The organism is Thioalkalivibrio sp. AKL6 (assembly GCF_000376905.1).
Taxonomy (GTDB): domain Bacteria; phylum Pseudomonadota; class Gammaproteobacteria; order Ectothiorhodospirales; family Ectothiorhodospiraceae; genus Thioalkalivibrio; species Thioalkalivibrio versutus.
Window position 1 is genome coordinate 267,285 of the sequence record NZ_AQXS01000011.1, and the last position, 24,863, is coordinate 292,147.

Genomic DNA, 24,863 nt, shown 5'->3' on the forward strand with positions numbered 1-24,863 from the left:
CCGACATGTTCGAGCTGAGCCCCACGGACTGGATGGCGATCGAGGTCACCCTCAAGCTTGCGCTGTACACCACGCTGATCCTGCTGGTCATCGCCACCCCCATCGCCTGGTGGCTGGCCAACGGCCGCGCCCCCGGCGGCCTGCGTACGACGGTGCAGGCACTGGTCGCCCTGCCGCTGGTGCTGCCGCCCACCGTGCTCGGCTTCTATCTGCTGGTCCTGCTGGGCCCGGCCGGCCCGGTCGGCAGCACGCTGGAGAACCTGGGCCTGAACCACCTGGCGTTCACCTTCCAGGGCATCCTGATCGCCTCAGTGATCTACTCCCTGCCATTCGCCGTGCAGCCCCTGCAGCAGGCCTTTGCCAACCTCGGCCGCCGGCCGACCGAGATCGCCGGCTCGCTGGGCGCGGGGCGCATGGACCGCTTCTTTACCGTGGTCCTGCCGATGTCGCGCGGCGGCTTCATCGTCGCCGCCACGCTCGCCTTCGCCCACACCCTCGGCGAGTTCGGCGTAATCCTGATGCTGGGCGGCGCCATCCCCGGCGAGACCCAGGTGCTGTCCATCCTGATCTACGACCACGCCGAGGCGATGGACTTCGCCTCCGCGCATCGCCTGTCGCTCGGGCTGCTCATCTTCGCCTTCGTGGTGCTGTTCGTGGTCTACGCGATCAACCGTCGCTTCGACACGGTGCGCCTGTGAACCGACCCACAAGCGAAACCTTGCGCATCAAGGCGCGCCTCGAACGCGCGGGCTTCGCACTGGACGTCGACACCGCCTTCCCGCTGGAGGGCGTCACCGCCCTGTTCGGCCGCTCCGGCTGCGGCAAGACCACCCTCCTCCGCATCATCGCCGGCCTAGAGCATCCGCCCGGCGCCGAGGTGCACTTCGGCGGCACCATCTGGCAATCCGGCAAGACCTTCGTCCCGCTGCACCGCCGCCGCGTCGGACTGGTGTTCCAGGAGTCCACCCTCCTCCCGCACCTCTCCGTGCGCGGCAACCTGCTCTACGGCTACAAACGCACCCCGGAGCCCCTGCGCCGCCTGCACCTGGACGAGGTCGCCGACCTCCTCGGCATCACCGAGCTGCTGGAGCGCCGCGCCGACCAGCTCTCCGGAGGCCAGCGCCAGCGCGTGGCGCTGGGCCGCGCCTTGCTCATCAGCCCCGACCTGCTGCTGCTCGACGAACCGTTGAATGCGCTGGACACCCAGACCAAGCGCGAGATCATGCCCTTCCTCGCCCGCCTGTCCGACAGGACCGGCATCCCCACGCTATTGGTGACCCACGCCCCGGACGAGGTCGAACGCCTGGCCCACCGCGTCGCCTTCATGCACGACGGCCAGCTCGAACGCCTGGAACCCCTGCGCGAGGCCCTCGCCCGCACCGATTCCCCCCTGTTCCGCGACGAGGGCGCCGTATCTGTCCTGCAGGGCGAGCTGGGTCCGCCAGACGAACACGGCCTGCACCCCTTCGGCTCCCCGGACGCACGCTATCGCGTTCCGGCCACGCCCGGCTCCACCAACGGCGCCGGCAGCGAGGCCCGCCTGCGCATCGACGCCCGCGACGTCTCCATCGCCCTGACCCCACCCCAGGACGTCTCCATCCTCAACATCATCCCCGTCACCATCGAGTCCCTGGACGAAGCCCCCGGCCACCACGGCCCCGCCCGCATCCTCGCCACCTGCCGCCAGGACGACGGCCAGACCCTGATGGCCGAACTCACCCGCCTCTCCACCGAACGCCTCGCCCTCCAGCCCGGCACCCGCGCCCACGCCCTCGTCAAATCCGTCGCCTTCCTCGACTGATCACAGCTAGTGCCCTGCGTGCCGGGCCATCCGATATCGGCAACCAGAATGTCGAGCGTCGCGCAATGCGCTACACTTGAGAAATGATCAAGTCGTTTCGGCACAAGGGACTGCGCCGTTTCTACGAGTCGGGAAGCGTCACCGGGATACAGCCTCGGCACGCGAAGCGGCTGAGGATGCAGTTGGCGGCCCTGGATACCGCTTCCTCAATCGAGGACGTGGATATCCCCGGCTTCCACTTGCACCCACTCAAGGGCTCGGCGCAAGGACGCTGGACCATCCGGGTCAGCGGCAACTGGCGCCTGACCTTCGAGTTCCGTGACGGCAATGTCCACATCCTGGACTATGAGGATTATCACTGATGACCATGCACAACCCCCCGCACCCGGGTGAGTTCATTCGCGAGGTCTATCTGCAACCGTACGACCTGAGCGCGCGTCAGTTGGCAGACAAGCTTGATGTCTCGCCCTCCACACTCGGTCGTGTCCTTCAGGGCCGAAGCGGCGTTAGCCCCGAGATGGCACTGCGCCTATCGAAGACGCTCGGCCGCTCACCCGAAAGCTGGCTAGCCATGCAGGACCAGCACGACCTCTGGTGTGCGCGCAGGCACGTGAAGCTGGATGCCGTCCAGCAGATTCGCTTCGACGAACACGCCGGCAAGGGACAACCAACGGCGTAAGTCACATTACACAGTCGGTGGGCATCACCGGGTCAGACCTCGATAGGACAAGGATTCGAAAGGCCTTTTAACATGTTCGATCTAGCTATCTTCGTGAAAGAGCATATGGTGTACCTCGTCGGCCTTTCCGCCATTCTGCAAATCATAGGGACATTGGTTTTGGCTCTCTTCTCATTCCGAGGAATAAAGATCTCCCCAAGCCGAGATACGTATGCAAACGGGAAGCCAGTTACACACGTGACGATCGTTGGCGGCTGGCTACGGGCTGCACAGATTGGGCTAACCCTTCTTTTGGTTGGTATCTCCTTATCGGGAGTTGCAAGCGTTATCGACGCGGCCTGAGGACATGAGGACAGGAAACCGACTTTTCTCGGCAGCGTTGGAGCGTTATGGGGTCGGACCTCGGTAAGCTACTGCAGGCCCAGAGAAGGCCTTAAACGGCCAATTTCAGGCGTGAAAATGGCCGACCAGCGCGCAGGAAATCGGCAATGCAGTGCTTCCCTCCGCTCGTTCAAGATATAGCGCGCACGTTCAACCAATATCCGTGCACGCTACCTAATCACTGTTAGAGCCGCGGAGAAGGTAATGGTCGATTTGGTGTATCGGACGGCGACACCAGGCGATGTGGAGGACATCGCTCGGCTTGTGAATTCCGCATATCGGCCCAGCACTGGAGACGAGGGCTGGACTCACGAATCGCTTTTGCTTGGAGGCCAGAGAACCAATCCGATGCAGATCGGGGCGGCAATGGGGCTGGCGAGGATTATTCTCGCGTTGGATGATGGGCGAATTGTCGGCTGCGTTCAGGTTGACGTTAAAGGAAGGGAGGCGCATATCGGCATGCTTGCGGTCGCGCCAGGAATGCAGGCTAAGGGGATAGGTAACTCGCTTCTCGTGCGCGCGCAGGCATGGGCGAGCACCGTGCCGGGGGTGGAGGTGTTCGTGTTGGTAGTCGTGTCCGCGCGTCGGGAACTTGTCCAGTATTACCTCCGAAGGGGATATGCCGAGGCCGGCAACCGGCTTCCGTACCCCGTAGACGCCGGTGTTGGGGACCCGCTTCACGCCGCACTTGACCTTACCGTGCTACGAAAATGCTCTAACACGCGGCTCCAGCCGACATCAGGCCCCGATGCGGCCTTCCCCGGCTGAGCTTGGCCTTAGGCAATCGTCATGCTGAAATGGATCGCTGTTCTGTTGCTGGTTACTCCTGCCATTGTGGTAGCAGACACTGAGCTGGAGTTTCATCTGTGCTCGCCCTATGTGCAGAAATCAATGACAGGGGAAAGGACAGATATGGGCTGGCCGGTTTACGTCAAGTTGACAGAACTAGGTGCCACCAGCTTTGAGACGTTCACGGAAGCAAACATCGGTAAAATGACCCGCATCGTTGTCATTGGTCGCCAGTTTTCGAGGGCGACCATATGGACGCCAATTCCTAGTGGAAACTTACATGGGATATTCAGTTCTCAGGAAGTTGCCACGGCATGGCAGCGAACTCTGGAAGGCGAATTACCGGCGGCTCCGTGTGGCGAGAGGAAATCCTGATGAGGTCGGACCTCGGTAAGACACTGAACATAGTGCGGAAAGAGACAGACCAAGCGCCTCATACGGCCTTAAACAGCCAATTTTCGGCCTAGAAATGGGCTGCCAAGGACTTCAGAGCCTGCCAACAGAGGCTTCGGAGATACCCGGCCCAGGGCGCGACCTACGGCCTGCGCTTGTCCCGTACGTAGATGACCTTGGATGCACCATCGGCTGCGGAGCGTTCCTGAACCTCGAACAACCCGGTCGCCTCGACCAGATCGCGCAGCTTGCGGTAACCAAAGTTGCGCGCATCGAACTCCGGGCTCTGCTTCGCGATATTGCTACCGACCGGCCCCAGTTGTGCCCAGCCGTCCTCGTCCGACGAGCCCTCGACTGCATTGCGCAACGCATTCACCAGTCGGGTATCGGATTTGAGTTCTTTGGCGGAGCGCTTCCGTGATTGCTGCTCTTCTTCATTGCCCTCGGTGAGGACCTCGGTGTAGATAAACTTGTCGCAGGCTACAACGAGGGGTGCAGGGGTCTTCCGCTCGCCAAAGCCATACACAGTCAGCCCGGACTCGCGAATCCTCGAGGCAAGCCGCGTGAAGTCACTATCGCTGGAAACCAGGCAAAATCCGCCAAAATTGCCGGTGTACAACAGATCCATCGCGTCGATGATCAGTGCACTGTCGGTCGCATTTTTGCCGCGGGTATAACCGAACTGCTGCACCGGCTGGATGGAATGCTGCAAAAGCGCCTCCTTCCAGCCTTTGAGTGCAGGCCCTGTCCAGTCACCATAAATCCGCTTGACGCTTGCCGTACCGTACTTGGCAATCTCTGCGAGAAGCCCATCCACAATGGCCGGCTGCACATTGTCCGCGTCGATCAACACCGCGAGGTTGCTGTCCTTACTCATCGCCCAGCTCTCCTACTGCCGCAACAATCCGGTCTTGGTCTTAGAAGTGTACATGCGGCAACGCCTACCAACCGCCCCACTGTCCACTTCCCCGGATTAGGTCCACGCATAACCAGAGGTTTCCGGGTGGTGTAGCTGCCGGTATTCGACCGGCGTCAGGTCCCCCAGCGAATCGTGGGGGATGGTTTCGTTGTAGTCCTGCAGCCACTGCTCGGTGTGCCATTGGCCGTTTCTGATGCACCGCACGCTTGCCGCCGAAAACGGTGCACGTAACCCGCGAAGGCCCTACATTGGGTGAAAGGGACACCCGAGGGAGCGGTGAGTGACGGCCGAGCAGTGGATGATCTTCGGGTTGCTAGCGGTGACCCTGGCGTTGTTCGTCTGGAACCGCTGGCGCTACGACATCGTGGCGATCGGGGCGCTGCTGGCAGCGGCCTTTCTCGGGCTGGTCCCGTTTCGCGAGATGTTCTCCGGCTTCGGCCACCCGGCGGTGATCACGGTCGCTGCAGTGCTGGTGCTGAGCCGGGGCTTGTTGAACGCCGGGGTCGTGGACACGGTGGCGCGCCAGCTCACCCGTGTGGGTGACCAGCCCTGGGTGCAGGTGGCGGCCCTCACGGGGGTCGTGGCACTGGCCTCGGGGTTCATGAACAACGTGGGCGCGCTGGCCCTGCTGATGCCCGTGGCCATCTGGATGGCACGCCAGAGCGGGCGTTCGCCCGCGTTCCTGCTGATGCCGCTGGCGTTCGGCTCGCTGCTGGGCGGGATGCTGACCATGATCGGCACGCCGCCGAATATCATCATCGCCGAGTACCGCGCGGAGGCGACGGGCACCGCGTTTGCGATGTTCGACTTCCTCCCGGTGGGGTTTGGGATCGCGGTGGTCGGCGTGATCTTCATCGCACTGATCGGCTGGCGGCTGACGCCGCAGCGGGAGCGCCCGGCCGCCAGCGGCGAGCTGTTCGAGATCAGCGCCTACCTGACCGAGGTGCGGGTGCCGGAGGGCAACCGCTATGTCGGCCACACTGTCTACGAGCTGATGCGCGAGCTGCGCGGCGAGGCCGAGGTGGTCGTGGTCGGGCTGGTGCGCGGGGAACGCCGCGAGCCGATGCCCGCCATCTACGAGGTGCTGCGCGCGGACGACATCCTGCTGGTCGAGGCGGACTCCGACAGCCTGAAGACGCTGCTGGACGTGACCGAGATGGAGCTGGAGGCGCGGGTCGAGGAGGCGGAAGAGCAGGCCGAGCAGGAAGGCAACGATGAAAAGCGCGAGAACGCGCTGGGCGAACTGGCACTGGAGGAGGCGATCGTCACGCCCGGCTCGCGCCTGGTCGGGACCACGGCCAGCGCCCTGGAACTGCGCCAGCGCTACGCGGTGAATGTGCTGGCCGTTGCGCGCCAGGGCGTGCGCCGGAGCGAGCGCCTGGACAAGGTGCGGTTCCGCGCCGGGGACATCCTGCTGGTGCAGGGCGGCGAGGAGGAACTGCCCGCCGCGCTGAGCGAGCTCGGCTGCCTGCCGCTGGCCTCGCGCGGGCTACGCATCACCCGGCCGCGCAAGGTGATCCTCGCCAGCAGCCTGTTTGCGCTGGCGCTGGGCGCGGTGGCGCTGGGCTGGGTACCGGCGGCGCCCGCGCTGGTCGGGGCCGCGGTGGCGATGGTGCTGGTCGGGCTGATCGGGCCGAGCGAGGTGTATCGCGGGATCGAGTGGCCGGTGATCGTGCTGCTGGCGGCGCTGCTGCCCGTGGGTCAGGCGCTGGAGACGACCGGCGGCTCGCAGCTGATCGCCGATGGCCTGTTCGCGCTGGGCGAGGCCTCCTCCCCCGCCGTGATGCTGGCGTTGCTAATGGCCGTGGTGATGCTGCTGTCGAACGTGATCAACAACGCCGCGGCGGCGGTGCTGGCCGCGCCGGTGGGGATCGCGCTGGCCCGGTCGATGGAGGCCGCGCCGGATCCGTTTCTGATGGCGGTCGCCGTGGGTGCGTCCTGCGCCTTCCTGACGCCGATCGGGCACCAGTCGAACACGCTGGTCATGGCCCCCGGTGGCTTCGAATTTCGCGACTACTGGCGCATGGGACTGCCACTGTCGCTGATCGTCATCGTGACTGCCGTGCCGCTGATCCTGTGGATTTGGCCACCCTAAGAGGTTACAGAGGCGACCCGGGCCAGCCACGCATTACCGGGACTGACCTCGACAAGGTACTGAGGACCGAGCGGTCGCTGCCGGATCGTGGCCTGTGAAGCTTCATCAAGAGCCAAGGTCCAGGCTGGAGACAGGCCGTCACCGACCGGCTCGGCCGGGCGAATGGGTGGCGAGCCGTGTAACCCCGACGATGTTCCGTGCTGTGTCTTGCGGTAGGCATCCGGGCCTGTATCCTCGGGTTGTCACCTGCCACCGAGCGCATCAGCCATGGACACGCCCACCTCATCTGCCAACCCCTTGCCCCCCGACAGTCCGGGCGGCGCCGACCGCGACGGTTTTTTCGCCTTCGAACGGGGCGACTACCGGGCCGCCCGGAATATCTGGGAGGACCGCGCCGATGGTGGCTCGGCCTGGGCGCAGCTCGGCATGGGAATCCTCTACGCGGAGGGGCTGGGGCTGGAGGCGGACCCGGCGCGTGCACGCGAATACTGGACACAGGCTGCCGAACAAGGACTGAGCGATGCCAGCTTCAACCTGGGCGTGATGGCCGAGAAGGCAGAGCCGGCGGATACCGAGATGGCCCGGCATTGGTATCGCCGCGCGGCCGAGTCAGGACACGTTGCGGCACAGAACAATCTGGCGGTTCTGCTGCTCAACCAGGGCGGCGATGCCGCCACCACCGAGGCCGTCCAGTGGTGGAAACGCTCCGCGGAACGCGGCGACCCCGATGCCCTGAACAGCCTTGGGGTCGCCCACCAGCAGGGCAGCGGCTGCGAGCGGGATCGAACGGCCGCCGTCGGGTATTACGCCCAGGCGGCCAACGCGGGACACCGCGAGGCGGCCTTCAACCTCGCCCTCGCCCTGGAACAGGGCGATGGAGTGGACCCGGACCTGACCGCCGCCGTCCGCTGGTATCGGCAGGCCGCCGAGGCCGGGGACCCCGACGCCGCGGCTAAACTGGGGAATCTCTGCCGCGATGGCAAGGGCACAAAGGAAGACATGGAAGCTGCCGCTCACTGGTATCGGGCGGCGGCCGAAGCGGGCCATCCCCAGGCCCAGGCCAATCTTGGGGTCCTGCTGGATCGGGGTCTGGGGCTACCCCGGGACCAGTCGGCGGCGGCGCGCTGGTATGAAGCCTCTGCCCGGCAGGGTCTGGCACCGGCGCAGTACAACCTGGGCATCGTGCTGGCCGAGGGCCATGGTGTGGAGGTCGACTATGTCGCCGCCTGGGTCTGGTTCGCGCGCGCCGCCGATCAGGGCCACAAGCCGGCGGCCGAGGCGCGCGACTACATCCACCAGCAACTCACCCCGGAGCAACGCGCGGAGGCCGAGACGCGCAAGACCGAACCCTTCGGTCCGCCCATCACTCGATAGGCGAGCGTGCACGCGCCGACAAGCGCGACGGGGTCGGACCACGATAAGAGCCGGAAATACTTTCGGTTATAGCGGTTTCCAGGCCCACAGATAGCCTTAAACGGACAATTTCAGGGACGAAAATGGCCAACTTGCTCGCAGACAGACGGCAATGCGGCATCTCCCGCTGTGGCATGGGGTCACACCTTGCCTTTTGCCCCTGTGGTGAAGGCAGAGAAAAAGACCAGGTCTGACCCCTTCCTTCCCGAGGCGCGCAAGGCCGAGCCTCCAGTTAGTAGTCCATCACCCGATCGGCACGAGGACCACGAGCGTCCCCGGCGAGTGAGGCCAACGCTGCTCCCAACGTGACAAATTTGATCTGCCCCCGCTGCTGGGGACGGTGTCAGACCCGCGCAAGAAACAACCAGACGCCGACCGCGATAATGGGGACCGGGTTCCTGTTCCTGCGCGGTTCGGGCTGTCGCTTCACCCGGCCGCAGCCGTGTCCTGGTTACTGGATCCTTCCCGAACACCATGCCCCACTGCGACATCGTACCGGCGCAGGGGAGAGCGCCGTGCGAAGGGGCAGTTTCGACGCCAGTCGGCGTCCTTGTCCGCCATTTCCGGGTGCATGGCCGGTGTCAGATCCCGCAACTGGCGCCAGAGCAACGGGTCGCCGCCCTCCAGCACCTCCAGCCAGGCCGCCTTCTCGCGAACAAACACCGGGGTGAAGGCACGATCATGCATGAATACGGTACAGGCCAGATCGATCAGCTGGGCCAGTTTCACGGTCTTGGCCGGGGCCGTCGCCCGCGCCAGATGCGCCCGGTCGATCGCCTTGCGCTGGGCCCGGTTGCCGTCCTCCGGATGACTCACGTCGCTGATCATCACCACCATTTCTGCGACCTCCGCACCAAACAGCCGCTCCAGGGTCTCCGGTTTTACCCCGGTATCCCGAATGGTGTCCTGCAGCCAGACGGCCGCCCGCATGCACTCGGTGTGCTGCACCGAACGCAGCAGTTCCACAACCCGCGCCGGATGCACGATATAGGGCTCGCCGGTATACCGGCAGACGTGCTCGACGCGCGCATGCGCGGCAATGGCGAAGGAACGGGCGCGTTGTTCCAGCTGCATGGGTTGATCCGGAAGGGTGTGATGCCGGGTATTGTAGAGAAACCGAATCAGAAGGGCTCCATGTTACGGCGCCGGTCTCAGTCAAGTGCGTCACGCTATTGGGTGCGCGCATGGCATGGGGTCGACCTTGCCTGTTGCCCCTCCTTCCGATCATGGCGGAGCTAGTGGTACCCCCTCAGCCGGAAGAAGAGATGGTGAGTTCAATTGATCGATGCAACACCTTCGGTCCTAATACTGCGTTTGGGGGGTGTTGCATATGGAGCCAATGGGGAGGCCGGGATTCTCGGCCAAACAGAGGGCTGAGCTTTGGGCACGGTGGCAAGCTGGCGAGTCGCTAAGTGACATTGGCCGAGCGCTGGGCAAGCAGGCTGGTTCGATTCATGGCGTCGTCGCCGCGTGTGGCGGAATTGCCCCTGCCGAGCGTCGCAGGTCCCGTCTGGCGTTGACGCCCTCAGAGCGCGAGGAGATCTCCCGCAGCCTTGCTGGCGGGGCAACGATCCGTCAGATTGCCGCGACCCTCCAGCGCGCCCCTTCCACGATCAGCCGCGAGATCGCGCGCCACGGCACCCGGCGCACATATCGCGCCACTGTGGCCGATAGTCGGGCGTGGGATCGGGCGCGGCGCCCCAAGCCCTGTCGGCTCGCAACGCATATCCCACTGCAACAAATAGTGGCAGAGAAGCTCGGATTGGACTGGTCGCCCGAGCAAATCGCAGGATGGCTACGGGTTCAGTATCCAGGCGCGTCCAATATGCACATCTCCCACGAGACGATTTACCGCAGCCTTTTCATTCAGGCTCGCGGCGTACTCAAGAAAGAACTGCTGAAGCACCTGCGTTCGCGACGGATGATGCGCCGCTCACGCCTTGCGAGCACGGAAGGACAGCCTCGCGGCCAGATCATTGATGCAATCTCGATCCGAGAGCGCCCGGCGGAAGTGGAAGATCGTGCGATACCGGGCCACTGGGAGGGAGACCTGATCTCCGGGGCGAAGAACAGCCACATCGCCACGCTTGTCGAGCGCCACTCCCGCTTTACGATGCTGGTGAAGGTCCAAGGCAAGGATGCGGCGAGTGTCGCGAGCGCGCTCAGCCGCGAGGTCCGCAGACTCCCGCGCGAGATGTGGCGCTCCCTGACTTGGGATCGCGGCAGCGAGATGGCCAGCCATAAGGCCTTCACCGCCGACACGGATGTGAAGGTCTACTTCTGTGACCCGCAGAGTCCTTGGCAGCGCGGCACCAACGAGAATACCAACCGCCTGCTGCGCCAGTACTTCCCCAAGGGTACAGAACTGGCAGGCTTCTCACAGACCGACCTGGATGAAGTCGCCCTCCGCTTGAATCGGCGACCGCGGAAAACCTTGGGCTTCATCTCCCCGGCGGATAAACTCATGGCCACTGTTGCGTCGACCGGTTGAACGCACCATCCCCATCTTCTTGCAGCCGGCCTTCACCGACCCCAGCGGTACGGGCTCCTGGCGTCAACCGCGGCGCTCGCCCTGCTGGAGAAAAGGCGGGCTTTTCCGCCGCAAAGAGCCTCGAAACCGCTTTGTTTGGCACCGTACCGACGCCAGCCTGACCTCGGCCTATGGTGGCGAACAGTCTGTGTTGATGACGAACGCGCCATGCAAAGGCACGAATCCCTCGCGTGACGTTATCCATTGCCATTCGTGCGCTGGAAGGCGGCCACTCAGGGTAGCGGGAGGGAGCCGGTGCGACTGAAGCTTGAATCGGCGCTTGAAGAATCGCTCAGCAATTACCTGACCGCTGCCGTCATCATTGCCGCCATACTGACCGTACCGCTGACGATCACTTACTGGTTAGACGTGGAACACCCCCTGATCACGGTCGCCGATTGGCTGATCTGGGCCGTGTTCGTGGTCGAGTATGCTTTTTACATGGCCATCTCGCATGACCGCTGGAAGACGACCAAAGAAAACTGGCTGTCGGTGTTGATTATCATCTTCTCGTTTCCACTGCTTCACGAGATACTCAAATCCACTCGCCTGATCCGACTTCTCCGTCCCCTGCCGCTGCTGCGACACACGGCCCTGCTCCGACAGATTGAACTGTTCCGCCTGGCCAGCGTCCGCAATGCCGGCAGCAGTGCCGCGATAACAGAGGCCAAGGAAAAGTTGGGTAAGGAACACTGGGCTGTCCGCTTCATCGTACGCGTCGAGTACTATCGTTCACGCCTTGTTACGGGGCTGCTGAAACTCCTGCCATTCATAAAGTCCAGCACCATTCGCAAGCGACGTCAGGAGGAGCGCTCAAAGCGCGAAGACATGAACGAATAAACGGAAACCGCTCGATGGGTTGTGCTGTTATCTCGCTCATCCTTCTTGCTCCAGGACCAGGAAGAAGAGGACACCCATGTTGTTCCGATGGTCCGAACGTTCGACCCAACGGGCCGCTATCACTGCTCCGGCAGGGTTACGCCACGATTAAAGCGGACGCATCGCACTGAGGGTCGTCTACGAAGGTCGTATACCGATTCCAGCGGCCGCACATGGACACGCCACGGGCACGGCGACAGGTACCCGCGGACGGTCTACCCTCCTAAGACACCGCCCGGATGAATAACCCGCCCATGCCGTTTCCCGCGCAGAAGACGAAGATCGTTGCCACCATTGGGCCCGCGTCCGATTCACCAGAGACGCTGCGGCGCATGATGCTGGCCGGGCTCGATGTAGCTCGGCTGAACTTCTCGCACGGCGATGCCGCCTACCATGCCGAGCTGATCGGCCGCATCCGCGACGCCGCGCGCGCGACCGACACCCGCGTCGCCATCCTCGGTGACCTTCCCGGTCCGAAGATGCGTATCGGCGAACTGGCGGAAGAGCCGATCGAACTGCACACCGACCAGACCATCACCCTGACTACCGAGGCCTGTATTGGCGATGCCTCGCGGGTCAGCGTCTCGTTCGCGGGCCTGCCGGAGGCGGTGCAGCCGGGCGATGCCCTGTTTCTGAACGATGGCTTCATCGAGCTGGAGGTGGTGACGGTCGAGCGCAGCGAAGTGATCTGCCGCGTGCATACCGGCGGCGAACTGCGCTCACGCAAGGGCCTGAATCTGCCGGGCATCGATCTCGGCATCCGCGCCTTCACCACGGACGACCACCAATGGCTGCGGTTTGCGGCGAAACACGGCGTGGATGCGGTCAGCCAAAGCTTCGTGATCGACGGCGACGACATCCTTGCGGTGCGCAAGGCGGCAGAAGCACTGGACTACGCCCCCTTCATCATCGCCAAGATCGAGCGCGCTGCCGCGCTGGAGCAGCTCGACGGCATCCTCGAGGCCGCCGACGGCATCATGGTGGCGCGCGGAGATCTCGGAGTGGAGATCCCGATCGCGCGCATCGCCCTCGCCCAGCGGCGCATCACCCGCCGCGCCAACCGGCACAACCGCCCGGTGATCACCGCCACCCAGATGCTGGAGTCCATGGTCGCCTCGCGCCGCCCTACCCGCGCCGAGGCCACCGACGTCGCCAACGCCATCCTCGGCGGTACCGACTGCGTGATGCTTTCCGCCGAGTCGGCGATGGGGCTGTACCCGGTGGAGGCCGTGGCGATGCTGGCGGCCATCGCCCGCTCCATCGAACCGGAACGCGACGGCGGCATCAGCGCCGACGGCCCCGACGACCCGGACGAGGCAGGTCTTGACCGAGCCGTCGACCTGATCGCGCGCAGCGTACTGCACACCGCGCAGCGGCGCCTGCCACGGGTCACGCTGGCGCCTACGGCCAGTGGGGCCACCGCCCGGCGCATCGCCCGCCTGCGCCTGCCCTGCTGGATCGCCGCCTTCACCCCGAACCCGGCCACCGCCCAGGGCCTGCAGTTTTCCTACGGTGTCCACCCCGTGGATGTCGCCGAGGACCGCGCCGACTGGAACGACTTCGCGCGCCAGTGGCTCACCGAGCACGGCATCGACGACGGCCTCGCCCTCCTCGTCCAGGGCCCCTCGGGGCCCCATCCGACCGGCAACCACCGCCTGGAACTGCTCGAACTCAACCGCCCCCGCCAGCAATACGCCGACGCACCGGAGCACCCCTGACCCACACCCCCCCTGCGGCCGAAGACGGAAGAACACGACACCCGCCTCCTGTCCGAGCTGCAAGGACAGGGAGATTCGGATAGCCCGTCAGTCCAGGGGCAGGATGCGCCGGCGGGGCGGTGGGGCATCCTGCAGCTTCTGCTGGTTCGCGTACTCGCGTTGCTTCTGTTCGAGGTAGGTCTCGCGGTCCAGCTCGCGTAGCTGGCGCGGGTATTCGTCGGTCAGGTCGAACCAGCGTTCCAGGCGGGCCAGAAGGAGCTCCTGAGCCGGCCGGTCGCGGACGTCGAGCCAGGCCTGCAGTGCAAGATAGAAGCGCATGACGGTGCGCTCGATCATGCCTTCCAGGCCGCCGATGTATTGTGGCTCGCCGTTTTCGTAACCGACCACGGTGAAACCCACCCGCTCGCGTCCCCCGGTGGCGAGGTAGACGAGCGCGGCCAGCCGGGCAATCACCCCGAAGCGCAACGAATACTCGAGGTTGACGAGGGTCCCCGTGTCGTGCGGCACGACGTGGACGACGATGGAGTAATCCCGGGTTCCGTACGGCCCACGATCGCCCTCCAGCTCGATCAGCAGCCAGTCCTCACCCATCTGGGCCGACCGCCTGACGAGCTCCACACGCTCTGCATACTCTGCCTGCTCGTAACGCGCACGGCCCACGTACAGGTGCAGCAAGGCGTCCGCCCCCTCGCGGTAGACGCAGCTCTTGATGTTGATGTGCAGGACGGTGATTTCGCACCACGCCGAAAGCGCTTCCAGCTCACTGGCCACCAGCGCAAACGAATACGGCAGCCGGGCGTGCACCGCCCCCTCGACGACGCCGCCCTGCACAGTGGAGGTAACGGCAATCGGCTCGCCCAGCGGTGATTCGGCAATGGCGGCCAGCCAGTCTTCGGCGCCATCCGCATGCGCCACTAGAGGGCTTCCGACAAGCAGAGCCAACCCGACAAGCGCGACGATGCGCAGTCGGCAGCACCAGGATTGGTGGGCAAACGGAACGGCCGGCAGTCGAAGCATGGCAGCGCCCCTCCGTAGAATCACCCGGCCGGCGCCCATTGACGGTCATGACGGGGTCGGCCCCGGGTCAGGGCCCGAAACAGTGACCATTGAGGCGAAATCGCCCCCACTCACCTCCTTAGATAGCCCATATCCGCGATCAGCACGGGCGAACATGCCCATGGATCATGTGTCTCCCTTGCTGGTCCAGCCGCGGAAACCTTCCCGGACGGAAAGGCAGCGTGCATACCCGAGGTCCCGCAGGAGCTCTGCGGCACGCAGGCTGCGGCGGCCGCTGTTGCACAGGCACAGCAGGATCTGGTCCTGGGTGACGTGGTGGCGGTTGATCAGGGAGATGAAGTGCTGGAAATCCCGCTCGTCCGGCTCGTCCGCATCCAGCAGTTCCTGTTCCTCCTCGGACAGCTCGCGACCCAGCAGCTGCTTCAGGCGGAACAGGGGCACAGGGACAGCACCTTCTACCGCGCCTTCCAGCTCCAGTTCGAAGGGCTGACGGATATCCAGCAACACGGCCAGGCCGATATCGACCAGTTCGCGCGCCGCGTTCACGCTGATCTCCAGCTGCGGCTTGCTCGTTTCGTTCGCCATGCGCTCTCCTTTGATGTTCGCCTCTCTCTGAGGCCGCCTTCTCGGCTCCCGGTTCCCCCGATTGCACCGCTGCATCCACAACCTCGACATTGGACATCAGAAACCCGGTCCGGGCTTCTGTCATGCATGGGGTTTCACGCTCTGTGAAGCGGCCCCACGACATTTCAGACGGCGGGTTCTATGCTCCATGGATACCTGCCGCCTGAAACGGCGCACTGATCAGCGTTAGGGGCAGCATGCCGAACGACCACGACATCGACCTGAGCCGCCATCACGAACCCCGGGATTTCTCCGACCGCGTCGCGCGGGGCTTTACCTCGCTGATGCGATTCTTCGCCGACACCTTCTTTGCCCGGCGCTACGGACACCGCGCCGTGGTCCTGGAGACGGTTGCGGGCGTCCCCGGCATGGTGGGCGCCACGCTGCAGCACCTGCGCTCGCTGCGGCGCATGGAGGATGACCACGGCTGGATCCGCACGCTGATGGACGAGGCCGAGAACGAGCGCATGCACCTGCTCACCTTCATCGAGATCACCTCGCCCAACTGGCTGGAGCGCTTCCTGATCATCCTGGCGCAGGGCTTCTTCTACACGTTGTTCTTTATGATCTACATCATCTCGTCGCGTACGGCGCACCGGATCGTAGGCTACTTCGAAGAGGAAGCGGTCGTCAGCTATACCGAGTACCTGGAGGAAGTGGAGTCCGGCGGGCTCGATAACGTCGCCGCGCCGGAACGCGCGATCCAGTACTGGAACCTTGCGGAAGATGCCCGCCTGTCCGACGTGATCCGCGCGGTACGCGCCGACGAGGCAGGCCACCGGGACGTTAACCACGGCTTCGCCGACCTGCTCGGCAAGAAAGACTGACCCGGGCGCTCTCCCGCGACCTGACGGGGCCGGTTTTCGGGCACTATCGTGTGGCCGTATGCGAACGACATGGAGACGGCCGTGAACGACGAGACAACCGGCGGGACCGAGGGTGCACTCCCCCTGCAGCGGCTGGCGGGATGGGGGCTGCGCGGTATGGCGGTCCTGACGGGCCTGGGCGGGCTACTGACATCGGTGACGCTCTGGACACTGGCACAGGAAACGCCGCAGGTGCCCTGGCCGGTCGCATCCCTGGTGTTGCTGCAGGCCCTCTTTGCCGTTGCGGTGCTGGCCTGGGTCGTTCTCCTGTGGCGAAGGGCCCGCGCACTGGGCGCGCTGGCGACGCGGGACTATCCCGCCATCACCTGCGTTGTCGTCTGCACACGGCTGGTCGGCGAACTGCTGGCGATTGCCTTCGTGCTGCTCGCACTGGCATTGTCGGTCATCTCCCTGACGGCGGTCGAGCCCTTTGCGGGCGTTGCGGTGGCCGCGTTCGGCCTTGAAGCCGAGCTGGTGGAACCGGCGAGCTGGGGACTGGCCATCCTGACGGCGATCCTGTGGCCCCTCGCCGGGTTGTTTGCGGGCGGGATGGTCCTGTTCGGCGCCTACCTGTTCGCCGATGCCATGACAGCCATGCTGGAGTATGTGCGCGACGTGCGGCGCATCCGCGAGACCCTGTCGTCCGGACCGTCCGCGAGATGAAGTAGAACGCGAGACCTTCGCGACCTTTGGGTTCAAACCTTGCCTCTTGCTTCGTCAGTCGGCCCCGCAGCAAACCCCGCGGAACCCCTAACAAATACGCCGCCAACCGCGCAGGCCCGACACCCGTTCGAACCGGCTGGCGGCGGACTCTAGCGGACGTCGCAACGGGTGATCCACCTCAAGGTTTGGCCGGCCAGGCCGTTTACTGTGGTCATGGCCCGAGGTTGCGGGCTGCTCCCAATACTGGCCACACAAGGACCGCCCATGAATTTCCGCTCGCTCTCCGTTCGATCCAAGCTGGTCATCACCATCGTGGTACCCGTGGCCGCGCTCCTGCTGTTGGCGGCCTTGGCCGCCCGCGGCACAGCCAACATCGAAAAGGGCGTGCAAAACATCTATCACGACCGCGTCGTGCCCCTGCAGCAGCTGAAGACCATCGCCGACAACTATGCGGTGCTGGTCATCGACGCGGTCAACAAGGCGGACGCCGGACGGATGACGGCGGAAGAGGCACTCGCCGACGTCCGTGAGGCACGAGAGGAGATCGCCGAGATCTGGGACGCCTACCTGGCCACGACCCTGACGCCCCGTGAGCAGGAACTGGCCGATGGTGCCCGCGGGTTGTTCCGCGCAGCCAACGCCCACCTGGACCGTCTGGAGGGGGCTCTTGGCGGGATGTCCGGCGATGTCCAGGGCGAGCTCGACGCCTTCAACGGTCCCCTGTACGACACCATCGATCCGATCAGCGACCAGATCACCCAGCTGGTCGACCTGCAGATCGATGTTGCCGGGACCGAGGCCGAGCGGGTATCGGCGTTCTACACCCAGGTTCTGGTGCGCAGCGGCGCGCTGATGCTGGTGGTCTTGATCATCGTCGTGGTCACCGGGGTGTGGACATATCGCTCGGTGGCACTCCCGATCTCGCGGATGCGCGAGACACTCACGGAGATCGCCGAGCACCATGACCTCTCGCGCCGGGTCGACGTTCGCTCCGACGACGAGATCGGCGCCACTGCAGGCGCCCTGAACAGCATGCTCGACCAATTCCAGGACTCGATCCGCGAGTTGCGCACGCTGACGGACCAGATGGCCTCTGCCGCGGAACAGCTGTCCGCCGTCAGTACCCAGACCAACGGGAACATCGACCAGCAGCGCTCGCAGACCGAACAGGTTTCGACGGCGATGAACGAGATGGCCGCGACGGTGCAGGAGGTCGCGCGCAATGCCTCCGATGCCGCGTCCTCCAGCCAGGAAGCCGATCAGGAATCCCGCGCGGGTGGCGAAGTGGTGCGCACGGTGGTCAGCGACATCGGACGCCTATCGGGCGAAGTCGCGACCATCGAGGAATCCGTGCGCAACCTGGACGAGAAGGGGCAGCAGATTGGCTCGGTGCTCGACGTCATTCGCGGCATTGCCGAGCAGACCAACCTCCTGGCCCTGAATGCGGCCATCGAGGCCGCCCGCGCCGGCGAACAGGGACGCGGCTTCGCCGTGGTCGCCGACGAGGTGCGTACCCTCGCCTCGCGCACGCAGGACTCCACGGCGGATATCCAGGCGATGATCGAGTCGCTGCAGGCGGGCACCCGCAACGCCGTCACCGCGATGGGCCGCGGCCGCGAAATGGCCGAAGCCACCAGCAACGACGCCGAACGCGCCGGGCAAGCGCTGGAATCCATCGTCCAAGCGGTCGGCCGAATCAGCGACATGACCACACAGATCGCCAGCGCGGCGGAAGAACAGAACGCGGTGGCCGAAGAGATCAACCGGAATATCTACGCCATCAATGACATCACCGGCGATACCGCCAACGGGGCCCGCCAGACGGCGACCGCCAGCCAGGAGGTCGCGGACATCGCCTCGCGCGTACGCGACCTGGCCTCCGCCTACCGCATCGCGTGACCTTGATGCACGGGGCTGCGGCAGCGCCGGACCCGGCGGGTTTCACGCGGCCGACGCCGATTCGGGCGGCACAATGGCTGCGGGGTGGCGACCGCAAGCGCTTGCGGGCAGGATGGGCTCGAACACACACGTGCGTGCTTCCGTGTGGTCCCGAAGGAGTTCGCATGAGGTTGTGGTCAAAGTGGAAGAAAGGGGGAGCCTTGCTGGCCGATGTCCTGCAGCGCCAGGGGATCGATCCGAAGGCGGCCGCGGCACGAGAGAGCTTCAAGCAGATCCTGGATGACGCGGAGGGCGCGGCGGATGCGCGCCTGGAACGCGAGCAACAGGACACCGGGGCCCTGTCGCGGGAGGAACACAACACCCGCTGGGAAATGCTGTTCTTCGAGGAGATCCGCGCCCGGGCCAAGGCCCATGCCGCGGAGGTCAAACGCCGCTGATCGCCGCGGCGGCACCGCTGAACGTGGAGCACTCGGGATCAGTCGTTCTTGCGGAACACGCACCAGTTGAACGGCTGCTCGGTCTCGCCCGGGGTCACGTGGACCTCGCGTTGCGACTTCACCAGCGCAAAACCCGGACCGAACGCGTGCTGCAGGGTCTCTGGGGAATGCCGCTGCACCGGCAGGCCGGAACATTTTTCCGGGCCATCCAGCGCAAAGGTCCCGATTACGATATGCCCACCCGGGCGAAGGGCATGCTGCACCTGCTGCACGTATCGGGCCCGTTGATCCGCGGCGATCAAGAAGTGAAACACCGCGCGGTCATGCCAGACATCAAGCGCTGCCTCCGGAAACGCGTGTTCCAGTGCATCCGCTTCCTGCCATGCGACCGCCGCGGCGCGCTCCCCGACCCGCTCGCGCGCCTTCTCGATCGCCGCCCCGGACAGATCGAGCACCGTCAGGTTGCGATAGCCCTCTGCCAGCAGCTCGTCCACCAGGACCGAGGCACCGCCACCGATATCGACAATCGCGGCATCGGGGGCCGGCGCCACCGCCCAAATCAGGGCCCGCGACGTCCGCGCCTCCGCCTGATACCACCCCACCGCATCGGTGGCGCGGGTCTGGTAGACGTCTTCCCAGTGCGGCTTGGTGCTCATGCGGGTTCCTGGTTACCGGAGCAAAGGCTTCTCGTACCGGAAGGTTATCAGGCGTTCGGGCCCCGTGTGCTACCCTCCGCGCCGATTCCCATGCCGCCGGGCCAGCCCTATGAAATTCTTCCGCCTGATCAGCATTGTCGAGGGCATTTCCCTCGTCACCCTGCTCTTTGTCGCCATGCCGCTACGCACCTACGCGGATATGCCACTGGCGGTGACCTACGTGGGCTGGGTGCACGGCATCCTGTTCATCGTCTATGGCGCGACGTCGTTGATCGCCAGCCACCTGAGCGGGTGGACAGTCTGGAAATGGCTGCTGGTCCTGTTCCTTGGAGTGGTGCCCTTCGGCTTTCTCTACGTCGACCACCTGATCCGGCGCGAGACGCCGACCGCGAGCACCCCCGATACAGCCTGAAGCCCACTCATCACCAGCCCTCCAACCGCCCGCGCCCCTGCCCTTCGTCGCGGACGCCGCGCAGCGGCGAGCCGGGGTCTCCGCCGTTGGGGGAGTCGCCAACGCAGGAGATCCCGGCTCTGCGCTTCGCTCCGGCCGGGATGGCGGAGTCCGGGGGGCGCTGTAATCAATCCAACGGGCTCCTCGCCCCTTGAACCCCATCCCCAGCACCGGCATTCACGTGGTTTAATCGGCCCTTCATCCCGGCCGAAGCAAAGCCCACCATGATCGCCGTAATCTTCGAAGTAGAACCACACGCCGAACGCAAACAGGACTACCTGGATACGGCCGCGAGTCTGCGCGAACACCTGAAGGACGTCGACGGATTCCTCTCCATCGAGCGTTTCGAGAGCCTGAGCCAACCGGGCAAGGTGCTGTCACTGTCCTTCTGGCGGGATGAAGCCGCCGTTCGGGAATGGCGCAACCTGGAGGAACACCGCCAGGTGCAGGCGGCCGGCCGCGGCGGCATCTTCGCCGACTACCGCCTGCGCGTGGCCGAGGTCGTGCGCGACTACGGCATGCACGACCGCGACCAGGCGCCGGACGACTCCCGCAGCGCCCACGGAACCTGACCCTCGCCACCAACCCGCCACACGCGGCTCGATTGCGATCGAGCCGCGTCCAGCAGGCCTGCCGAGTGTTCAGGAAACCCTGATAGGCTGGCATTTTGTTACGGCACGCTGCAGCCCCCGTGCTCCGAGAAGGCCAGGATGGCTTGACTCAGCGCTGACTTACCCGGGATCGCGCACGATGATGCGGCCTTCCATGTAAGGGTGCGGGGCACAGATGTAGTCGTACGTGCCCGGCTCGGTCAGCGTGACGCTGTCGCTCTCGGCGTGGCCCAGCATCGCCGTGGCGAACGATTGCGGGCCACGCATGGCGACGGCATTGTGCGCACCCGAGGTCTCCCCGAAACCATAGGTAAAGACATCCTCGTTCACCCAGGTGATCTTGGTGCCCGGCGCCACCTCGACCACCTTCGGGTAGAAGGAATTGCCCTTCATCTCGATCACGACCTCGTCCACATCCGCCCCGAACCGGACGGGGCGATCCGCCCGGGCGGGTACCGGGTTGGCCTCCGCCGCGGGGATGCCGAACGGCGCGAGGACACGCCGCGCTTCACTGATCCGTTCCGCACGCTCTGCCGGCTCGTGCGAGGGGCCTTCGGCCAGGATCTCGGAGGAGGTGTCCGCGTCCGCTCGGGCATCCAGCAGCCCGATGGCACCACGGCTGGTGGCCCCGACGCCATGATCCAGCATCGTGTAGACGCCTTCCTCCGGCGGGATGCGGAACTCGATCACCCAGGAGTCCGAGGGGCCCGCGGTTACCGTCTGCCCGCCGGGCCACTGCGCTTCCGGGTGCCCCTGCCAGTACACGTAGTCCCACAGGATGCCCACGATATGGAAGGTGGACAGGAGGTTGGGGCCGACATTCAGGAAGTACATGCGCACGTAGTCGCCCGGACGGACCGGGATGGGATTCTCCACATAGCGGAACAGCTCGCCATTGAAGGCGGTATAGCTGACATCGCCTTCCACCGCCTCCTTGCCGCTGGCGTACAGCTCGTGCTGCAGCATGTACAGCTTCAGGTCCGGCTCCTGTCCCAGATCCGCCTCCAGCTGGTAGGACTTATCGCGCGGCTCGACCACGATCATCCCGTACTGGCCAAACATCACGTGCATCGGGATGGCATGACCACCCGGGGCACAGTGATACATGAAAACGCCCGGCGTGGTTGCCCGGAAGGTGACCGACTTGGTCTGCCCGGGGAGGATGTTTCCCACGTGCTTCGACGTCTGGGTATAGGCGGCATGGATCGACGCCCCATGCATCACATCGCCGCTGTTGGTGATCTCCATGCGCACGATGTCGCCCTCGGTCACCCGCAAGGTTGGCCCGGGCAGTTTCCCGTCGATCAGGAAGCCGTCGTAGACCACGCCCTGCCCGATCGGCACCTGCCCCTCGTCCAGATCGATCCGGAATACATGATCCGGCTCGGCATCCGGGTGCACATACCCGGTCGGCCGGGTCTCGAGCCCCTCGTCACGCTCGATGATCTCGATAAAGTCGCTGTCAGCAAACAGCTCGGTGAAATCCGGCCCCATCGACGCCTGGGCCACTGAGGCGAAATACCACAACAGGACCACCGCGAGCCCGGCCGCGAAATGGGCACCCAGTGGATTACGTCCGATGGCCGAAGGATATGCCGATTCTGGTCGTTTCATTGCCCCCTCCTCTGGAGCGGATCCACAACGCTCCGCTATAACCTTTATAGACCATGCATCTATTCACAGCGTCGCGCCGCAAAATCACGCGCGTCGAGCGCAACGTCGCGGCACTTGGACTGACGTATCCCCCGTGCAAACTGGGACCTTCCCCGCCGTCCTTCCATAGCAACCGCCCCGGCTGTGGCCTATAGATCGAGCAACATCCATCGACGGGAGAGGGGCCATGGGCATCGTGAACGAGTTCAAGCAGTTTGTGGCGCGTGGCAACGTGGTCGACATGGCCGTGGGTGTCATCAGCGGGCTGGCGTTCGGCCAAATCGTGTCATCACTGGTATCCGATGTAGTGATGCCACCCATCGGCCTGCTGATCGGCGGGGTCGACTTTGGAGAACTCGCGATCGTGCTGCGCGAGGCGGAGAACGGCGTGGCGGCGGTCACGATCAATTACGGACTGTTCATCAAGCGCGTGGTGGACTTCCTGATTATCGCCGTGGTGGTATTCGCCGCCATCAAGGGGATCGCCCGCCTGCAGCGCAAGGAAGAGGCCAAGCCGGAGGAACCCGCGGCACCCAGAAACTGTTGACGGAGATCCGCGACCTGCTGAAGGTGCGGCAAGACGACTGAGGGACACGCTGAGGAACCGGTACGGCCAGACGGCGTCTCAGCAAGGGCATCGAACAGGGAGACGAGTTTGGACAACGCCATCGAAGTGGAAGGCCTGGTGCGCGACTTTGGCGGTACGCGGGCCGTGGACGGCGTGGATCTGCGGGTGCCGGCCGGCCACGTACTGGGCCTGCTGGGGCCAAACGGCGCCGGCAAGACAACCGTGGTGCGGATGCTCGCCACCCTGCTGACGCCCACCGCCGGGGTCGCCCGTGTAGGCGGCTTCGATGTGGCTCGCGACGGCGCTCGGGTGCGCGAGATCATTGGCCTGACCGGCCAGTACGCCTCGGTGGACGAGAAGCTGACCGGACGGGAGAACCTGATCCTGATCGGCCGCCTGCTGGGCCTGAAACGCCGTGAGGCCAGGGCCCGCGCTGACGAGTTGTTGCAGGATTTCGACCTGCGCGAGGCCGGCCAGCGCCCGGCCCAGACCTACTCCGGCGGGATGCGGCGTCGGCTGGATCTGGCCGCCAGCCTGGTCGGGCGCCCGCGCATCCTGTTCCTCGACGAGCCCTCCACTGGCCTCGACCCGCGGGCCCGCCGCGACCTGTGGGAGCGTGTCCGCCAACTGCAGACCGACGGCACAACCGTGCTGCTGACTACCCAGTACCTGGAGGAAGCCGACGCCCTGGCCGATTCCATCGTAGTACTGGACCACGGACGCGTGATCGCCGAAGGCACCGCCGCACAACTGAAGGCCCGGGTCGGCGGACGCTCGCTGTTCCTGATGGTGGCCCGCGCGGAACAGGCCGCGGCAGCCGGCGAGCGGGTCGCCGCGATGGTGGGCACCCCGCCCCGTGTGGAGGGCGAAACGATCAGCGTACCGGTGTCGGACCCGGCCCTGCTGCCCGCATTGTTGCGAGAGCTGGACGCCGCCGGCATCGAGGTCGCGGAGCTGGGGCTGCGCGGCGCCAGTCTGGACGATGTGTTCCTGTCCCTGACCGGGCGCAGCGGGGCCAGCCGCGAAGAGTCGGGCAACGCGCAGGACACGCCATGAAGGCCCTCGATCAGACCCTGGCGCTGGCCTGGCGCAGCCTGGTGCAGGTGCGGCGCAACCCCTGGGAGCTGGGCGACTACAGCATCCAGCCGATCCTGTTTCTGGTGCTGTTCCTGTTCGTATTCGGCGGGGCAATTGCCGGCTCGCCAGAGAACTACCTGGCGTTCGTGCTGCCAGGCGTGATCGTGATGAACATGCTGTTCGTCACCGTGTACGTGGGCCACGGCCTGAACACCGACCTGACCCGCGGCGTGTTCGACCGCTTTCGCGCCCTGCCCATCCCGCGCTGGGCGCCGCTGGCCGGGCGCATCCTGGCGGACGTGGTCAAGCAGCTGCTGTGTATTGCCCTGTTGCTGGTCGTCGGATTCCTGCTGGGCTTTCGCCTCGAGACTTCATGGGCCCATCTACTGGCGATGGTGGCGCTGGTGCTGACCTTTGCCGTGGCCTTTTCCTGGGTGATGGTGCTGGTCGGCGTCATCGCACGCGACCCGGAGCACGTGCAGCTGTTCGGCTTTACCGCGCTGTTCCCGGTCACCTTCGTGAGCTCGGCCTTCGTGCCGGTGGATACGATGCCACCGTGGCTGCAGGGCTTCGTGCAGGCCAACCCGGTGTCGCTGCTGGCCGACGCGGCGCGCGCACTGATGAATGCCGATGGTCCGGCCCTTGAGCCGGCACTTTGGTCGCTGGCCTGGGCACTGGGCATCGTGCTGGTGTTCGCGCCGCTGTCGGTCTACGCACTCAACCGCCGCCTAGCGCGCGGTTAGC

Annotated in this window: 26 protein-coding genes and 1 pseudogene; 20 read left to right on the forward strand and 7 right to left on the reverse strand. The window is 65.1% G+C overall.

What is annotated here, in order from left to right:
- The first annotated feature begins 5 nt into the window (after positions 1–5).
- The 6 genes from modB (at position 6) to D575_RS14415 (ending at position 4,025) form a co-directional block, all read left to right on the forward strand.
- A complete protein-coding gene (gene modB / locus D575_RS0111985) occupies positions 6–698 on the forward strand; it encodes a molybdate ABC transporter permease subunit (RefSeq protein WP_018146161.1) in 693 nt (230 codons plus the stop codon).
- Positions 695–1,801 carry a molybdenum ABC transporter ATP-binding protein gene (gene modC, locus D575_RS0111990; protein ID WP_026182148.1) on the forward strand — a complete coding sequence of 369 codons (1,107 nt, stop codon included), beginning with the start codon at positions 695–697 and terminating at the stop codon, positions 1,799–1,801. Before modB ends, modC begins: the two co-directional genes overlap by 4 nt.
- Before the next feature lie 83 nt (positions 1,802–1,884).
- Complete coding sequence (locus D575_RS0111995) at positions 1,885–2,163, forward strand: type II toxin-antitoxin system RelE/ParE family toxin (RefSeq protein WP_026182149.1); 279 nt, start codon at positions 1,885–1,887, stop codon at positions 2,161–2,163.
- Positions 2,163–2,480, forward strand: a complete 318-nt coding sequence (locus D575_RS0112000) for a HigA family addiction module antitoxin (RefSeq protein ID WP_018146164.1) — start codon at positions 2,163–2,165, stop codon at positions 2,478–2,480. The genes D575_RS0111995 and D575_RS0112000 overlap by 1 nt, the downstream gene beginning before the upstream one ends.
- 585 nt (positions 2,481–3,065) lie before the next feature.
- Positions 3,066–3,629 carry a GNAT family N-acetyltransferase gene (locus D575_RS0112010; protein ID WP_018146166.1) on the forward strand — a complete coding sequence of 188 codons (564 nt, stop codon included), beginning with the start codon at positions 3,066–3,068 and terminating at the stop codon, positions 3,627–3,629.
- 21 nt (positions 3,630–3,650) lie between these two features.
- Positions 3,651–4,025, forward strand: coding sequence for a hypothetical protein (locus D575_RS14415; protein WP_155985186.1), 375 nt, complete (start codon positions 3,651–3,653; stop codon positions 4,023–4,025).
- Positions 4,026–4,185: 160 nt separating this feature from the next.
- Here the strand turns inward: D575_RS14415 and D575_RS0112015 are convergent, their stop codons facing one another.
- Together D575_RS0112015 and D575_RS14240 are read right to left on the reverse strand one after the other, a co-directional pair.
- The gene (locus D575_RS0112015; protein ID WP_018146167.1) at positions 4,186–4,920 is read right to left on the reverse strand and encodes an NYN domain-containing protein; all 735 of its coding nucleotides are present in this window, start codon (positions 4,918–4,920) and stop codon (positions 4,186–4,188) included.
- Between the two features lie 96 nt (positions 4,921–5,016).
- Positions 5,017–5,166: an integrase core domain-containing protein gene (locus D575_RS14240; RefSeq protein WP_081612137.1), complete on the reverse strand. Its 150-nt coding sequence runs from the start codon at positions 5,164–5,166 to the stop codon at positions 5,017–5,019.
- Between the two features lie 94 nt (positions 5,167–5,260).
- On the opposite strand from D575_RS14240, the gene D575_RS0112020 reads away from it, so the two are divergent.
- Both D575_RS0112020 and D575_RS0112025 read left to right on the forward strand, forming a co-directional pair.
- Positions 5,261–7,057: an SLC13 family permease gene (locus D575_RS0112020; protein WP_038032340.1), complete on the forward strand. Its 1,797-nt coding sequence runs from the start codon at positions 5,261–5,263 to the stop codon at positions 7,055–7,057.
- A gap of 267 nt (positions 7,058–7,324) precedes the next feature.
- Complete coding sequence (locus tag D575_RS0112025) at positions 7,325–8,431, forward strand: SEL1-like repeat protein (protein ID WP_018146169.1); 1,107 nt, start codon at positions 7,325–7,327, stop codon at positions 8,429–8,431.
- A gap of 465 nt (positions 8,432–8,896) precedes the next feature.
- Here the strand turns inward: D575_RS0112025 and D575_RS0112030 are convergent, their stop codons facing one another.
- Positions 8,897–9,544 (reverse strand): HD domain-containing protein, encoded by a 648-nt coding sequence (locus tag D575_RS0112030; protein WP_018146170.1) that lies wholly within the window; start codon positions 9,542–9,544, stop codon positions 8,897–8,899.
- Positions 9,545–9,800: 256 nt separating this feature from the next.
- On the opposite strand from D575_RS0112030, the gene D575_RS14245 reads away from it, so the two are divergent.
- The 3 genes from D575_RS14245 to pyk all read left to right on the forward strand — a co-directional run bounded on the left by D575_RS14245 (position 9,801) and on the right by pyk (position 13,597).
- The gene (locus D575_RS14245) at positions 9,801–10,961 is read left to right on the forward strand and encodes an IS30 family transposase (protein ID WP_081612150.1); all 1,161 of its coding nucleotides are present in this window, start codon (positions 9,801–9,803) and stop codon (positions 10,959–10,961) included.
- A gap of 294 nt (positions 10,962–11,255) precedes the next feature.
- Positions 11,256–11,840 carry an ion transporter gene (locus tag D575_RS0112040; protein WP_018146172.1) on the forward strand — a complete coding sequence of 195 codons (585 nt, stop codon included), beginning with the start codon at positions 11,256–11,258 and terminating at the stop codon, positions 11,838–11,840.
- A gap of 293 nt (positions 11,841–12,133) precedes the next feature.
- Positions 12,134–13,597, forward strand: a complete 1,464-nt coding sequence (pyk, locus tag D575_RS0112045) for a pyruvate kinase (RefSeq protein WP_018146173.1) — start codon at positions 12,134–12,136, stop codon at positions 13,595–13,597.
- A gap of 87 nt (positions 13,598–13,684) precedes the next feature.
- Here the strand turns inward: pyk and D575_RS0112050 are convergent, their stop codons facing one another.
- Both D575_RS0112050 and D575_RS0112055 read right to left on the reverse strand, forming a co-directional pair.
- Entirely contained in the window at positions 13,685–14,614 is a 930-nt protein-coding gene (locus D575_RS0112050) for a hypothetical protein (protein ID WP_026182150.1), read from the reverse strand.
- A gap of 165 nt (positions 14,615–14,779) precedes the next feature.
- On the reverse strand, positions 14,780–15,199 hold the full coding sequence (locus D575_RS0112055; protein WP_018146175.1) for a rhodanese-like domain-containing protein: 420 nt from the start codon (positions 15,197–15,199) through the stop codon (positions 14,780–14,782).
- A gap of 236 nt (positions 15,200–15,435) precedes the next feature.
- On the opposite strand from D575_RS0112055, the gene D575_RS0112060 reads away from it, so the two are divergent.
- The 4 genes from D575_RS0112060 (at position 15,436) to D575_RS0112075 (ending at position 19,103) form a co-directional block, all read left to right on the forward strand.
- Positions 15,436–16,065: an alternative oxidase gene (locus D575_RS0112060; protein WP_018146176.1), complete on the forward strand. Its 630-nt coding sequence runs from the start codon at positions 15,436–15,438 to the stop codon at positions 16,063–16,065.
- 69 nt (positions 16,066–16,134) lie between these two features.
- Entirely contained in the window at positions 16,135–16,767 is a 633-nt protein-coding gene (locus tag D575_RS0112065; RefSeq protein ID WP_019612536.1) for a hypothetical protein, read from the forward strand.
- 264 nt (positions 16,768–17,031) lie between these two features.
- Positions 17,032–18,666: a methyl-accepting chemotaxis protein gene (locus tag D575_RS0112070; RefSeq protein ID WP_018146178.1), complete on the forward strand. Its 1,635-nt coding sequence runs from the start codon at positions 17,032–17,034 to the stop codon at positions 18,664–18,666.
- 164 nt (positions 18,667–18,830) lie between these two features.
- Positions 18,831–19,103: a hypothetical protein gene (locus tag D575_RS0112075; RefSeq protein ID WP_026182151.1), complete on the forward strand. Its 273-nt coding sequence runs from the start codon at positions 18,831–18,833 to the stop codon at positions 19,101–19,103.
- A gap of 38 nt (positions 19,104–19,141) precedes the next feature.
- Here the strand turns inward: D575_RS0112075 and D575_RS0112080 are convergent, their stop codons facing one another.
- Positions 19,142–19,759: a class I SAM-dependent methyltransferase gene (locus tag D575_RS0112080; RefSeq protein WP_018146180.1), complete on the reverse strand. Its 618-nt coding sequence runs from the start codon at positions 19,757–19,759 to the stop codon at positions 19,142–19,144.
- Between the two features lie 109 nt (positions 19,760–19,868).
- Here D575_RS0112080 and D575_RS0112085 point away from each other — a divergent pair, with 109 nt between their 5' ends.
- Positions 19,869–20,171, forward strand: a complete 303-nt coding sequence (locus D575_RS0112085; RefSeq protein WP_018146181.1) for a DUF3817 domain-containing protein — start codon at positions 19,869–19,871, stop codon at positions 20,169–20,171.
- A gap of 263 nt (positions 20,172–20,434) precedes the next feature.
- Positions 20,435–20,782 (forward strand): antibiotic biosynthesis monooxygenase, encoded by a 348-nt coding sequence (locus D575_RS0112090; protein ID WP_018146182.1) that lies wholly within the window; start codon positions 20,435–20,437, stop codon positions 20,780–20,782.
- Between the two features lie 159 nt (positions 20,783–20,941).
- On the opposite strand, the gene D575_RS0112095 is transcribed toward D575_RS0112090, so the two are convergent.
- Entirely contained in the window at positions 20,942–22,435 is a 1,494-nt protein-coding gene (locus D575_RS0112095) for a plastocyanin/azurin family copper-binding protein (protein WP_018146183.1), read from the reverse strand.
- Positions 22,436–22,661: 226 nt separating this feature from the next.
- Here D575_RS0112095 and mscL point away from each other — a divergent pair.
- From mscL to D575_RS0112110, 3 genes and pseudogenes are all read left to right on the forward strand, one after another.
- Positions 22,662–23,062: pseudogene (mscL, locus tag D575_RS13695) on the forward strand (large-conductance mechanosensitive channel protein MscL).
- A gap of 67 nt (positions 23,063–23,129) precedes the next feature.
- Positions 23,130–24,098 (forward strand): daunorubicin resistance protein DrrA family ABC transporter ATP-binding protein, encoded by a 969-nt coding sequence (locus tag D575_RS0112105; RefSeq protein ID WP_018146185.1) that lies wholly within the window; start codon positions 23,130–23,132, stop codon positions 24,096–24,098.
- Positions 24,095–24,862 (forward strand): ABC transporter permease, encoded by a 768-nt coding sequence (locus D575_RS0112110; RefSeq protein WP_018146186.1) that lies wholly within the window; start codon positions 24,095–24,097, stop codon positions 24,860–24,862. The genes D575_RS0112105 and D575_RS0112110 overlap by 4 nt, the downstream gene beginning before the upstream one ends.
- The last annotated feature ends 1 nt before the right edge of the window (position 24,863 follow it).